This is a genomic window from Micromonospora sp. NPDC005806, assembly GCF_042871425.1.
Lineage (GTDB): Bacteria > Actinomycetota > Actinomycetes > Mycobacteriales > Micromonosporaceae > Micromonospora.
Genome location: NZ_JBIAIL010000063.1, coordinates 1 through 13,016, shown reverse-complemented (window position 1 = coordinate 13,016; position 13,016 = coordinate 1). Strand labels below are relative to the sequence as shown.

The following is a 13,016-nucleotide window of genomic DNA, read 5'->3' as shown; positions in this document are numbered from 1 at the left end:
CGACCCGGGGCGAGATCTGCGCCGTCAGCCCTGCTGCCACTCGGCCGGTTGCCGGAGCGCCGCCATGGCGCGGCAAGCCGGCTCAGGATGTGTGCCGCAGGAGTGCGTCCACCGCCACCGGCCAAGCCGTCCGTGGCAGGCCCTGACCGATGCCGCGCAACGTGAGCAGTGCGGCGCCGGGGATCTCCTCGGCCAGCGCCACGCCGTTCCCGTACGGGAAGAATGGATCCTCGTCGCCATGCACCACCAGCGTCGGCACGGCAATCTTGCCCAACCGCTCACGCCACCGCGGCCGGCAGTCGACGGCGGCGAACATGCTACCCAGGTGACTGGCACGCTGCGCCTTCGCCGTCCGTCCCGCCCGGTCGAAGACGAGCCCGGCACCGATGCGTGCGTCCGCCTCGTCGAATCCTCGCGTGCCTGACATCAGCCTTGCGGCCCCGGCCATGTAATCGATGACGCTGTCACGATCGGTCCAGTCCGGCTTCGGACGGCCGAACAGCTCCGCCATTATCTCCGGCGCGTGGTCGGGCAGGTCGGGATCCACCGGACCAGGAGCGACGGGCCGGGTGGAGATCAGCGTCAGCGACGCGACCTGGTCAGGATGGTCCAGCGCAAGCAGTTGCGCGATGAAGCCGCCGACGCCGAGCCCGACCACGTGCGTACCCCTCAACTCCAGTGCCACCAGCAGCTCCGCCGCGTCGGTCACCAGATCACGCAGGTCGTACGCGGGCGCGTCAGGATCGACGAACGTCGACTGGCCCGCATCTCGCAGGTCATAACGCACCACATAGCGCCCGGTCAGCGCCGCACACAGTTCGTCCGGCCAGCTCAACATGGTGACGCCGATGAGCAGCACCGGCGGGTCCCCCGGGTCACCGAAGGTCTCGACGCAAAGCTCAACGTCGTTGACGTTGATCCGCATTGGGAGCTCCTTTCGCATCATCAGCTGATCTCTCCCGATAGCGAGTTCGCCGCTGGTAGGTGGTCGACGCCCATCACTCCGGTCTTATCCTCGTCTCGCTGTAGACACGAGGTAGACCAGCCAGGCCGCGCGACCTCATCGGTCCCGGCCTCCGCGGTCTGGATCGTGAGGGCGTCGAGTGGTCGGCCGAGTTCACCACCGAGCGGGAAGCGGTTCCACACCGCAGATAGGGACGACCCCCGTCGGGGGGATGCGGACCGAAGCTATGGGCTGCTGCCAGCTGGTGACGACCCGCGTCAACGAGCAGGTGCCGGCCGTCGTCGTTTGACGTTCGTGGCCAACCCGCATCGGGGCTCGCGCTGCCTTCTCGCTGCCTCGCTGCCTGACGCCTTGCTGCTGCCCCGGATCCCCTGATACGAGTCAAGGCCCCTCGATCGAGGGGCCTTGAGCTTGTCTTATTCATGGTGGGCGATACTGGGATCGAACCAGTGACCTCTTCGGTGTGAACCAGGACGCCGCACCGCCGCCTCCGACCTGCAGAAACGGAAGACCGCAGGTCGGGGCGAGTGCTGTTAAGAGCTGTTTCGGCGCCGTTGCGCTTTGACTGCCGTTCAGCGCACCCGGCCGCTCCCACCCCGCTCCCCCGGTCCTGATTCCACGGCCGCAGCTCCAGCAGTCGCGTCCGCGCTGGTGACGCAGGAGACGGCCCTCGCGGACCCCTCGCGGCCACCGGTCAGTCTCCTCTGAGGTGATACTGGGTCAGTGCGTGGATCATGGTTCATTGCCGGCCGGTTGTGGACCAACGGCGAGCCGTTCCTCGCCATCGACGCGACACGCCGACCTCGTGCTCCAAGGCCTTCGTCTGCTGGGTGATCGCGGGTTGGGTGTATCCCAGGGCCTGCGCCGCCACCGAGTACGACCCGCCCGGACCACCTCGTCGAGGTCCTGATGTGACGCGAGTCTCGAACACCAGACGATCATAGCTTGACGACTGTCAGGCCAACGCCGGTAGTCTGACAGCTGTCAGACGGCGCCGGGGGGTCTCCACGTTGGGGACCTCCGGCTCGTTCGTAATCGTTCAGGAGGTCCCACCCCATGAGCCTTCCCTTGCCACAAATCGACTCCGACGACCCGCGCTGGACGAAGCGCGGGGTCATCTACGTTCCGGCCGGCGAGGGCATCACCAAATGGGTTGCCGGTGACGTCTACACGGTCAAGGCCCACGGGAAGAACACCGATGGCAGGCTCGGGTTCATCGAGGCTTCCGTACCCCCCGGCGCCGGTCCGGTGGCCCATGTGCACAACCAGGCCAGCGAGGCCTTCTACGTGCTCGACGGGGAGCTTGAATTCCTGAACGGCGACGAGAAGATCGTCGCTCGATCGGGCGACTTCATCTACGTCCCACCGGGGATCCGACACCGTTTCAAGAACAAGAGCTTCCACACCACCAAGCTGCTCTTCTTGTTCACCCCCGGCGGCCTGGAGGAGGCCTTCATTCAGGCCGGTGACGACCCCATCCCCGGCACGCCCGTGCCGCTGTGGGACTTGGAACGCTTTGCGAAGGCCGGTGAAATCGCAAATCGCCTCGATGGGGACACCGACATTCTCCCGGAAAGTGAGTGACGTCGTGTCAACCATCAACAGGCGGACCGTCCTGGGCATGGCGGGCGTCAGCGCCGCTGCCGTCGCCGCGGCCGGTGTCGGCATCCTCAGCTCGACCGGTCCTTTCCAGCGTGAGGCGCAGGCGGCCGAGGGGCTGGAAGGTGTCGGCGAGCCGACGTTCACCGCGCTGACACCCTTCAGGGACCCGCTGCGGGTTCCGCCGACGCTGCGGCCTTCGGGGACCACGGAGATCGACCTCGTCGAGTCGTACATCCGTCTGCACTCCCAGATGCCGCCCACCCGCCTGTGGACCTACGGAGGCCACTTCCCCGGCCCGACCATCGAGGTACGCCGCGGCCAGCGGGTCCGCATCGCGTGGAACAATAAACTGAAGGGCGCCACGCCCGTCAAGGCCGTGTGGGTGCGCCCGGATGGCCCTGGACCTGGCCTCCTGCCCTACAACCGCCCGGGATCATCGGGTGGGTTGCCGCGGCCCGAGGTCGACAAGCTCACCGCTTGGACCACGGTCCACCTGCATGGCGGCCACCAGAACGCCATCAACGACGGGGCAGCGGATCTAGCAGTCAGCCCCGGGAACGCGCAGTTGGCCGAGTACGCCAACGACCAGGCTGCGACACACCTCTTCTACCACGATCACGCCATGGCGGTGACCTCGCTGAATGTGGCGGCCGGCCTGATCGGCAACTACGTGGTGCGCGACGCGGAGGAGGACCAGCTCAACCTGCCCACCGGCAACTACGAGATCCCCCTCGCGATCCAGGAGGTCAACTTCGACACCGACGCGCAGGGGCGCCTGAACGGGCGGATCCTGGCCAAGCGGATCATCGGCAACAATGTGGAACTGACGCCGGGATCGATGCCGCCGGCCCTCGCCGGCCTGGCCCCGTTCACCATGGTCAACGGTGTGGTGTGGCCGTATCTGGACGTGGAGGCCCACGCCTACCGATTCCGGCTGGTGAACGTCTCGGGCGTCCGCGTCTATCGGCTGGCCGTGGTCGACGAGGAGACCGGCCAGGTCGTACGGGGCGCCATGAAGCTCGTCGGCACCGATATGGGCCTGATCGGCAAGCCGCAGACGATCGACGAGGCTCTGTCGCTATCCCCTGCGGAACGCGCCGATATCGTGATCGACTTCGCGGCCTTCCCCGGCAAGAAGCTCAAGCTCGTCAACACCATTCCGGGCCAGACCCCCGGAGCGGCACTGCCCGACTTCCTCATTCCGTTCCCGCAGGTCATGCAGTTCCGTGTCGAGAAGCAGCGGCGCGCGCTGTACACGCTTCCGGCAACGTTGTCGCCCTCGTTCCGGAAGGTCACCGCTGCTGACGTCCCCGGCGACGCCGTTGAGCGCTTCGTCGTGCTGAGCCTCGACAATGCCGGTGCGATGCCGCAGATCTGGGAGATGCAGGAGGTCCCGGAGGACACGGAACCCGGCGACGGGATCGTGACCGTCGAGATGCCCGGTGGGACGAGGACCCTCCGCCGGACGGCTACCGTGTTCGAGGACGCCACCACCTTCTTCGCGGCGTCCGGCACCTGGGAGAAGTGGCACTTCATCAGCGTCGCTCCCGCTGGCCTGCCCATCTACCATCCGATGCACATCCACCTGATGAACTTCCAGGTCGTGGACCGGCGCGCGATCGACGCCAGCGGCATGAACTTCGCCGCGGGACAGACCGAGCGACCCATCACCCTCGGCGCGCCCGTGCCGGTCGCCCCAGAGGAGTCCGGCTGGAAGGACACCATCACCGTCAACGCCAACACCATCGTGACGGTCGTCGGACAGCTAGCGAAGCAGAGCGGCAGGGTCATGTACCACTGCCACATCCTCGACCACGAGGACGAGGGCATGATGCGGCCATTCGTGGTCATGCCACCGGCGGTCCACGAGATCCACAGCATGATCCTCGCGATGAACGGCGCAACGGGCACGCACCGCATGACGGGGACGCACCACGGCACGCATCACTAGCCGCTCACGCGCCGGCCTCGCGACGGGGAGCGCGAGGCCGGCGTGACGGCGGATCCAACCGTGGCCGGCGCAGCGTGTCGGCGGAGCGGACGGCCGCACAACCACGCCGGATCGGGCCTGCCAGCCCTCGGACGTACGCAGGGGCGCAGTGTTCCGGACCACGTCGTCCTTCCAGCGGGTCCGCATGTCGCTCCGGCCGCTGCCCTTTCACGCCGTACCGGCGAACCGACCTGCCGACTTCACTCGAATCCGCGTCCCAGACGCCGGGTGCCGCTTGGGAATGCACAGATGTCTTCCACAGAACAGCAAACGCCCGAAAACGACCACGACGAGGCCGCCACAGCTGCGCCGGAGGGCGCCCGGGCTGTCAGGGCGCCACATGCCCCCGGGGCCGCCACTGCACAGCCGGGCCGGTCGCGGCGGGGCGTACGGGCACTGCTCCTACGACTGCACTTCTACGCCGGGGTGTTCGTCGCCCCCTTCCTGCTCGTAGCCGCCCTGACCGGGCTCGCCTACACCTTCACGCCGCAGCTCGACCGTCTCGTCTACGGCGACCTGCTGACCGTCGAACGGACCTCTGGTGAGCCGCGCACGCTGGCGGCGCAGATAGCCGTGGCAAGGGCCGCCCACCCGGAGGGCACGCTCGCCTCGGTGATCACCCCTTCCGGCCCCGAGGACACCACGCGGCTGGTGCTGTCGCTGCCGGAGTTCGGCGACAAGCAGCGCACGCTGTTCGTCGACCCCTACACCGCCGAGGTGAAGGGGGAACTCACCACACAGGGGCGTTCGACGCCGCTCGCCACGTGGCTCGACGACCTGCACCGCAATCTGCATCTCGGTGCGGCCGGCCGGCTGTATTCCGAGGTCGCGGCGAGCTGGCTGTGGGTGATCGTCGCGGGAGGTCTCGTGCTCTGGCTCGGCCGCGCCCGCGGACAGCGAGCCGCGTCAGTGCGCGGGGTCCTGCTGCCCGGCCGTTCCGCCCGAGGTATTCGGCGCACCCGCAGCCGGCACGCTGCTCTGGGTGTGTGGCTCGCGGCCGGCCTGCTCTTCCTCAGCGCCACCGGCCTGACCTGGTCCCGCTACGCGGGTGACCGGTTCGGGCAACTGCTGGACGCGGCGAAGGGCCACGCACCGGAGCTGGTCACCGCGCTACCCGGCGCGGCTGCGGCAACCGGCGACGGGCACGAGGGGCACGCCGGGCATGGCGGCGGAAAGGTCGCCGGGTCGGCGTACCCCGCCGACTTCGACGTGGTCCTCGCGGCAGCCCGGAACGCGGGACTGGCCGGCGGGGTGGTCCTGACACCGCCCGCCGACCTGGCCAGCGCCTGGACAGTGGCCCAGGACGACGACACCTGGCCGGTGCACTACGACCAGGTCGCCGTCGATCCAGTGCAGGGAGCGGTAACCTCGCGCAGCCGCTGGGCCGACTACCCGGTCCTGGCCAAGCTCAGCAAGCTCGGCGTCCAGGGCCACAGGGGACTGCTGTTCGGGATCGCCAATCAGATCGTGTTGGCGGTCGTCGCGCTCGGTCTGGTCCTCGTCATCCTCTGGGGCTACCGGATGTGGTGGCAGCGCCGTCCGACGCTGGAGGACCATACCGCGCCGTTCGGCCGGGCCCCGGCACGGGGGACGTGGCGACAGCTGCCCCTGCCCGTGCTGATCCTCGGCGTCCCGGCCGTCGTCGCACTCGGCTGGGCGCTGCCCGTCCTGGGCATCACCCTTCTCGGGTTCCTCGTGGTGGACCTGACAGCCGGGCTCGTCCGGCGTGCTCGCGCCACGTAGCGCCGAAGCCGAAGCTCAGTCCGGCCGCCCGCTGCCCTCCGGCATGTCCGACGTGGAGGGGCGCGCGTGCGAGCAGCTGGACTTCGTCGACAAGCACAAGACGCGCCCCTCACGCCGTGACTGCGGCTGTCTTCGCCCTTAACCGTCAGACACACCCTTCCGAGTCAGAAAGATTGATTGTGAATTCCTACGCCATTCGCGCTGCTTCAATGTTCGACGGCTTCGACGTGTCGGGGCCCACCACGGTCCAGGTAACGGACGGCAAGATCGTCAGCGTGGACCGCACGGGCGCCGTACCGACGGGCAGCGGGGACGTTCTCGACCTCGGCCCGCAGAGCTGCCTCCTGCCGGGCCTCATCGACACTCATGTCCACCTCGCCTTCAACGCGGGCCCGGATCCCGTTGCCGCGCTCATCGAGACCGACGATGCCGAGCTGCTGACGCAAATGCGGACGGCAGCTCACTCGGCGCTGCGAGCCGGGATCACCACCGTGAGGGACCTCGGCGACCGGAGCTACCTCGCACTGACGCTCGCCGACGAGTTCAAGCAGCAGCCTGAGCTTGGGCCGGAGATCCTCGCGGCTGGTCCTCCACTGACCACGCCTGGCGGCCACTGCCACTTCTTCGGTGGCGAGGTCGAGGGCACCGAAGCCCTGCGCGCGGCTGTGCGTGAGCGGCACGCGCGCGGCTGCGCGGTCATCAAGATCATGGCGAGCGGCGGCAACATGACGCCCCGGTCGGTGTCACCATACGACTCGCAGTACACGCTTGCCGACCTCCGCGTGGTCGTCGAGGAAGCGCACCGGCTCGGTCTCCCGGTGGCTGCCCACGCGCACGGTGTTGCGGCGATCAAGGACGCGGTGGAGGCCGGTGTCGACTCTGTTGAGCACGTGTCCTTCCTGACAGCCAATGGAGGCAACCCTGACCCGGACGTGCTCGCCGCCGTTGCCCAGAGTGACAGCTTCGTCAGTCTGACGGTAGGACGCGACCCCCGCGCGCCCCTCCCGAACCACCCGACCATGACATCGCAGACGAACGTGATGTTCGGTGCCTGGCGTGACCTGCTTAAACTCGGCGCCAAGGTGGTGGTCGGCTCCGATGCCGGCATCGGGCCCTTCAAGCCGCATGACGTGCTCCCGTATGGCGTATCTCACCTGGCTGAGTTGGGGATCTCGCCCCTCGACGCGCTTGCCTCCGTGACGAGCCGCGCGGCCGCAGCATGCGGAGTCGACGGCCGGAAGGGACAGATCACAGTCGGCGCCGATGCCGACCTCCTGGCTGTACACGGCAACCCCACGGAAGATCCCGCTGCGCTCCTCAACGTCCAAGCTGTCTTCCGAGCCGGCGTCCGGATCCGATAGGCCACCTCCGGACGGCCACATCAGTGGGAGGAGCTACGGCCCGCGACGAATCAGTCTCACGAAGTGCGTGACAGTCCGGCTAGGTGTTCTGCCCAGAGGCGTTGGGGACGCGGCTGGCCCGGTAGAGGGATGCGCGTTGGCGTATCGGGTGGCCAGGTCGCCACTTCTTGAGCCGGGTGAAGCAGTGTTCCACGACATTGCGCTTCCTGTAGGTCGCCCGGTCGACGGTTGGGGTCGCCTGCCGGCGCTGCCCTTGGCGGCGCGGCGGGCGACCTGGTCCGATCGTTCGGGGATGACGTGGCGGATCCCGCGTTGCCGTAGTGCTCGGCGGGTGGAGTCGCGTGCGTAGCCCGTGTCGGCGATCAGCAGCCGGCTCCGGCAACAACGGCGCGATCACCGCCCACGCCTCATCCGTCAGCTCACCGCGACGCACCACCGGCACATCGTCAACGCCCCATCACTACAAGATCGGCAGCGGTTGAGACACTCGTTCGGCGGTCATCGGCATGTGGAGCTGTCCGGTGGCCACCGAGCCGGAAGTGGCGGGCTCATTGACTCCAGCGCCCACCTTCCTCTCCCTGCGCCGACCCCGAACCGGGTTCCCGGCCCACCCCACAAGGCGATCAACTGAACAGCTCTCGGAATCCCTGCCGCCATGACGGGTACTCCAGGGTCAGCCCCAACACGGACTTGGCCTTGGCGTTGCTGGCCGCGCGGAGCTGGGTGCCGTAGTACACGGCCTGAACGCCGATCTGTTCCTCGGCGTCCTCCTCAGAGACGCGCCGCGGCGGAGGGGCATGCAGGATTTCAGCCAGGTACGGTAGCCACTCAGCCTGGGAGGCGGGCTCGTCGGCCACCACGCTGTAGATACCGGGGCTTCCCCTATCGACCGCGTGCACGGCAGCCGACACCGCGTCGCGGACGTGAACAAACGGATACCGGCCGGCGCCCCCGCCGACAATCGGCACGTCGCCGGACTCGACCGCTGTTGCCCATTCGCCACCCGGCCCGATCGCGGTGCCTTCACCGTAGAGAAAACCGTATCGAAGGACGACGCCTTCGATCCCCGGTGTGCCCAACACCAGCGTCTCGGCCGCGATGTTCGCCTGTATGTGGCTTCGGATCGGCTCCGGGGCGTCCAGATACAGCGGCGCCGACTCGTCCGTGGGCCCAGATCCGACCGGCTGGGTCATGAAGCTGGCGCTCTGCGCAACAACCCGACGGGTGCCAGCCTCGCGAGCCGCCGCCATCAGCGCCTTCGTTCCCTCGCTCCGCAGCCCGTTGGTCACCTCCAGCCACTTCGCGTAGTCACGAGACGGCGCGGAAAGCGCCGTGATCTGGTTGATGATCACCTCCGGCTCGGCATCGAGGATCGCCTCACGCACCGCAGCGTCGTCCAGCCCGTCCATCAAGGCCGGCCGCGCCCCGAGCGCCTCCACGACCGAGAAATTCTCACTCCGGTGAGTGCTGGCCGTGACCTCGTGGCCCCGATCCACCAACGCCTCGACGACGGGCCGATCCAAGACCCCTGTTCCCCCCGCGACGAAAATCCGCACTGCCGCCTCCTTGCTGGAACGAGGTAGCTCATCGCCGCCATCATCCGGCTCCCATGATCGACACGAAGTGGCGACGGACGGCCTCGCGGGTGTCGGAGAGGCCGAACCCGTCCGTGCCGATCGAGTGCCAGTCCTGCGGCACCCACTGGCTGATCTGGTCCGGGACCGCCCGCATCCAGTCGCTTACGGCGAGCACCGGGCCGGGGGCGCCGTCCAGCACCCGGGTGACGTAAGGCATCCGGTCCTCGCCCTTGAGCTGCGCCGCGTCACGTTCCAGAGCGTCGCGGGGCAGCTCGCTCCACGAGGTGGCGGACCACGTCGGCCGCCTCGAAGACGATGGCCGGTGGGGGCCGTTGACGGCGCGTGCGACCGCCGGCTTCGAGCGTGTCTCAGCCTAGAGGTGAACAGCTCATCGCGGCTGCGCTGGGAGCAATCCTCGGAGGACCACTTCGACCAGAGATTCGGTCAACTGCTCCCAGCCTGCGACAGATGGATGCGGTGCACGACCGAGACGACGGGCGATCTCGCCCTGGGTCAGGGCCAGCGCGGGGCCACTGAGCACGGTGAACAGGATGTCCATGGAGATTCTCGGCATCCGCCCCGACTCCATTAGTCGCTTGGCAATCGGCTCGACCCGTTCTAGAAATGGAGCCGTGTACTTGCTGTATATATAGTCCACGCGTTCCGAGTTGAGCACAAACTCCGCAGCTATGATCCGGTTCATCTGCGGAACCTTCACGGCGATGGAGTAGAACGTCTTGACGACCATCTCAAGCTTCTCACAGTCGTCCACATCGGCCGCGATGGCGACGGCAATCGGCTGCTGTAGGTCTTCCAATGCATGGTCGACCACCGCTCGCCAGAAGTTGATTTTCGAACCGAAGCGATCGTTGATGAAATTGTGACTAACTCCGAGACGCTTGGCGAGCTCACGCACCGAAGCACCCTCGTATCCTAATTCGGAGAAAGCGTCCAGCCCTCGTTGAAGAATCTCAGAGTCGGTGAGATCAACTTGCGGTGCCCTCGTCCGAACAGGTCGCCCCTGCTTCTGACTCTCGACCATCCCGGCCCCGCCCCATTCTTTGCCGGGCGGGCCGCCCCACGCCCAGCCATCGTCGACAACCTCAACGATGGGCCAGCCTCCGCCCACTCCCACCCAGGGTTAACCAGCATACGAGGCGAACGCTCCTGATGCACTCGGCCCCAACGGGGTCGCGACCCCTCCTTGCCGACACCCTATGGAATGGTGGGTTGCCATCGCGGCACGGCTGGTCGAGGCGAGAGTCGTCGGCGGGCGGCTGCCCACTCGGTTGGGTCGCGGCCTTCGTTGTCGCCGGTGCCCTGTACCTGCTGGTCGCCGCGATGAGCACCCGGCGCAGCGGCGCGGCGAGGTGAATCGGGTCCGCCCTGCCCGAGGGGAATGCCGGGCGACCGAACCGTGGGGGCACGGGGAGCGCGCGGCCGCCCCGGCTGGTGCACACCGGTGACGTCGTCATCGACGTGGTGATGTACCTGCCGTGGCTGCCGGAGGTCGACGGGGACGTGCGCGTCCGGCAGCCGGATCACCGCCGGAGGCGGGCTCAACGTCATGGTGAGCGACGCACGCCAGGGACTGGCCCGTGGCGTACGCCGGGATGCACGGCGTCGGGCCTTTCGCCGACCTGGCCCGCGAGAATGTGACCCAGGCCGGCGTCGAACTCGGTGCAGCTGGCTGCACCGGATGTCGACACCGGGTTCAGCGTCGCGCTGATCAACCCGGCCAGAGAGCGCACGTTCGCCACGAGCGTCGGCGCGGAGGCGTGGCTCGGGCCGGCGGACCTGGCCCGGGTCGACCTGCGCCCCGGCGGCGTCGTGTACGTCTCCGGTTACAGCCGGGCCTACCCGTCCAACGGCCCAGCACTGGCGGCCTGGCTGCCGACGATCACCCCGGAGGTCACCGTCGTCGTTGACCCCGGTCCGCTGGCTCTCGTTTCTGGCCTCGTTCGTCGGCGTCCGGACCGGTTCGTCCACGGCGCGGCGTATGCGTAGACCTGCTTGCGGATGCTCCTGATGGCTGCCGGATATCGTGTCGCGGACCTCGAAATCGGGTGCGGATGGCTGTGAAGAACGGCGCGCAACAGACGACCGCTAGCGTCGCCCGGCACGGAACCTCGCCCGTCGGCGGGCTGTACCGGGCTCCCCCGGGGGTCAGAGCCCGGTCTCGACCTGGTCGCCGTACAGCACATGCGTACAACGCCGGGTTGGCTGCCGGAGAGTTTGTCGTACCGGTGGTGTTGGGTGGGGTTATGCCTCGTCGTCGCGATCCCACTGCGCCCCGCGTGGTGCACCGCACCGCACGTGTAGCGCTGCGGGTAACGTCCGGGCAGCGGCGGCGGTGTTTGGGCTGCTGCGCTCAGCCGGTGACGTCTGGGCATGCCTGCTGGAGATCAACTCGTGGCGGTGGCGCCGTCAGGCGGCTCCGTTGGTGGGCTATCAGGAGCTGTGTCGGGAGTTGGCGGCCTCGGGGCCGGGCACCTTCAGCGAACTGGACAGCACGGGGGCTCGGTCGGTGTTGCGGCGGTTCTCCGACGCCTGGTTCGCTGCGGCGAAACGCCGCAAGGCAGGCGAGGTGTCGGCGCGGTTTCCGCGCCGGCGGCGCGGGTTGGTGCCGGTGCGCTGGTATCACAGCACGTTCGCCCTCGACGGTGCTCGGGTGCGGATCCCGACCGCGAGAGGCACGTCGCCTTTGTGGGTGCGGTTGGCGCGCGCTCTTCCGTATCCGGTCGAGCAGGTCCGCTCGATCACCCTGCTGTGTGAGGGTGGTCGGCTGTTCCTGGACGTGACCGCCGAAGTCCCGGTCGCGTCCTACCCGCCCGGTGAGGGACCGGGCCCGGGTGGCCGGCGTGGATGTCGGGATCATCCACCCGTACGCGGTGGCCGGCCCGGACGCTGCGGGCTTGCTGGTGTCGGGGCGGGCGATCCGGGCCGAGCACCGCATGCACCTGGCCGACACGAAAGCCCGCCGCCGCGCCGTCTCACGCCGCGCCCCAAAGCCAGGCCAGCGGGGATCACGACGATGGCGCAAACACCGCCGTCGCACGCGGCTGGTGGAGGGCCGGCACCGGCGCAGGGTCCGGCAGGCCCAGCACGAAGCCGCCCGCCAGGTTGTCTCCTGGGCAGTAGCGCAGCGGGTCGGCGTGCTGCACGTCGGTGACCCCCGCGGCGTGCTCGACATAGACGCCGGGCGGCGGCACAACCTGCGGCTACGGCAGTGGCAGATCGGCCGCCTCCTACAAATCCTCACCGACAAGGCTGTCCTGGCCGGCATCACCGTCCACCTCGTCGACGAACGCGGCACCTCCTCCACCTGCCCCACCTGCCACCGACGCATCCCGAAACCACGCGGCCGGACCCTGACCTGCCCCCACTGCGCTTTTCCGGGCACCGCGACCTCGTCGCGGCCGCCACCATCGCCACCCGCACCCCGGGCGGCGGACCCACCACCCCCACACCACCTGTCGTGGTGCCGGAGGTGGTCACGCACCGTCGAGCCGGACGGCACCTGCCCGGTGCCGGCCAGTCCCGACGTGACCCCCGCCGCCCACACCGGGCGGCGCGAGGATCAGTTGGCCCGCGGAGGCCCGCCCCACCACCCGGTGGGGAGTCGCTCGCCCACACGGCGAGGATCCACCACAACCACTGGACACCCGGTGAACGTTAGTGGACACCGCACTAGCTTGTTTTTTAACCTTTGCGTTTTTGCTGGTCGGCTTGGGTGCGGGCGCGGTGGAGGGTTTTGCCGACGTCGTGGCGGGGTGCGC

Annotated in this window: 10 protein-coding genes and 2 pseudogenes; 6 read left to right on the top strand and 6 right to left on the bottom strand. The window is 68.4% G+C overall.

The annotated features are described in order from the left end of the window. Nucleotides 1-82: 82 nt before the first annotated feature. Both ACFYOS_RS34310 and ACFYOS_RS34305 read right to left on the bottom strand, forming a co-directional pair. Complete coding sequence (locus ACFYOS_RS34310; protein ID WP_387150800.1) at nt 83-925, bottom strand: alpha/beta fold hydrolase; 843 nt, start codon at nt 923-925, stop codon at nt 83-85. A gap of 778 nt (nt 926-1,703) precedes the next feature. After that, nucleotides 1,704-1,835, bottom strand: a complete 132-nt coding sequence (locus tag ACFYOS_RS34305) for a LysR family transcriptional regulator (protein WP_387150846.1) — start codon at nt 1,833-1,835, stop codon at nt 1,704-1,706. Between the two features lie 185 nt (nt 1,836-2,020). On the opposite strand from ACFYOS_RS34305, the gene ACFYOS_RS34300 reads away from it, so the two are divergent. From ACFYOS_RS34300 to ACFYOS_RS34285, 4 genes are all read left to right on the top strand, one after another. After that, a complete protein-coding gene (locus ACFYOS_RS34300; protein ID WP_387150797.1) occupies nt 2,021-2,548 on the top strand; it encodes a quercetin 2,3-dioxygenase in 528 nt (175 codons plus the stop codon). Then, nucleotides 2,541-4,517 carry a multicopper oxidase family protein gene (locus tag ACFYOS_RS34295; RefSeq protein WP_387150794.1) on the top strand — a complete coding sequence of 659 codons (1,977 nt, stop codon included), beginning with the start codon at nt 2,541-2,543 and terminating at the stop codon, nt 4,515-4,517. The genes ACFYOS_RS34300 and ACFYOS_RS34295 overlap by 8 nt, the downstream gene beginning before the upstream one ends. A 288-nt stretch (nt 4,518-4,805) precedes the next feature. Further along, entirely contained in the window at nt 4,806-6,299 is a 1,494-nt protein-coding gene (locus ACFYOS_RS34290) for a PepSY-associated TM helix domain-containing protein (RefSeq protein WP_387150791.1), read from the top strand. A 179-nt stretch (nt 6,300-6,478) separates the two neighbouring features. Next, entirely contained in the window at nt 6,479-7,660 is a 1,182-nt protein-coding gene (locus tag ACFYOS_RS34285) for an amidohydrolase family protein (RefSeq protein WP_387150788.1), read from the top strand. Between the two features lie 79 nt (nt 7,661-7,739). Here the strand turns inward: ACFYOS_RS34285 and ACFYOS_RS34280 are convergent. The 4 genes and pseudogenes from ACFYOS_RS34280 to ACFYOS_RS34265 form a co-directional block, all read right to left on the bottom strand. Continuing rightward, nucleotides 7,740-8,038: pseudogene (locus tag ACFYOS_RS34280) on the bottom strand (transposase); the annotation flags it as partial. A gap of 245 nt (nt 8,039-8,283) precedes the next feature. Beyond that, entirely contained in the window at nt 8,284-9,216 is a 933-nt protein-coding gene (locus ACFYOS_RS34275) for an NAD-dependent epimerase/dehydratase family protein (RefSeq protein WP_387150786.1), read from the bottom strand. 64 nt (nt 9,217-9,280) lie between these two features. Continuing rightward, nucleotides 9,281-9,532: pseudogene (locus tag ACFYOS_RS34270) on the bottom strand (hypothetical protein); the annotation flags it as partial. Nucleotides 9,533-9,625: 93 nt separating this feature from the next. Then, entirely contained in the window at nt 9,626-10,279 is a 654-nt protein-coding gene (locus ACFYOS_RS34265; RefSeq protein ID WP_387150842.1) for a TetR/AcrR family transcriptional regulator, read from the bottom strand. A gap of 638 nt (nt 10,280-10,917) precedes the next feature. On the opposite strand from ACFYOS_RS34265, the gene ACFYOS_RS34260 reads away from it, so the two are divergent. Together ACFYOS_RS34260 and ACFYOS_RS34255 are read left to right on the top strand one after the other, a co-directional pair. Then, a complete protein-coding gene (locus tag ACFYOS_RS34260; protein WP_387150783.1) occupies nt 10,918-11,244 on the top strand; it encodes a hypothetical protein in 327 nt (108 codons plus the stop codon). A gap of 827 nt (nt 11,245-12,071) precedes the next feature. Then, nucleotides 12,072-13,016, top strand: a 945-nt coding sequence (locus tag ACFYOS_RS34255) for a zinc ribbon domain-containing protein (RefSeq protein ID WP_387150781.1), incomplete at its 3' end; no start/stop codon positions are given.

Bases quoted from the DNA above. Each gene is read 5' to 3' on its own strand.
- ACFYOS_RS34310 (WP_387150800.1), bottom strand. From the start codon at position 925: ATGCGGATCAACGTCAACGACGTTGAGCTTTGCGTCGAGACCTTCGGT.
- ACFYOS_RS34300 (WP_387150797.1), top strand. From the start codon at position 2,021: ATGAGCCTTCCCTTGCCACAAATCGACTCCGACGACCCGCGCTGGACG.
- ACFYOS_RS34290 (WP_387150791.1), top strand. From the start codon at position 4,806: ATGTCTTCCACAGAACAGCAAACGCCCGAAAACGACCACGACGAGGCC.
- ACFYOS_RS34265 (WP_387150842.1), bottom strand. From the start codon at position 10,279: ATGGTCGAGAGTCAGAAGCAGGGGCGACCTGTTCGGACGAGGGCACCG.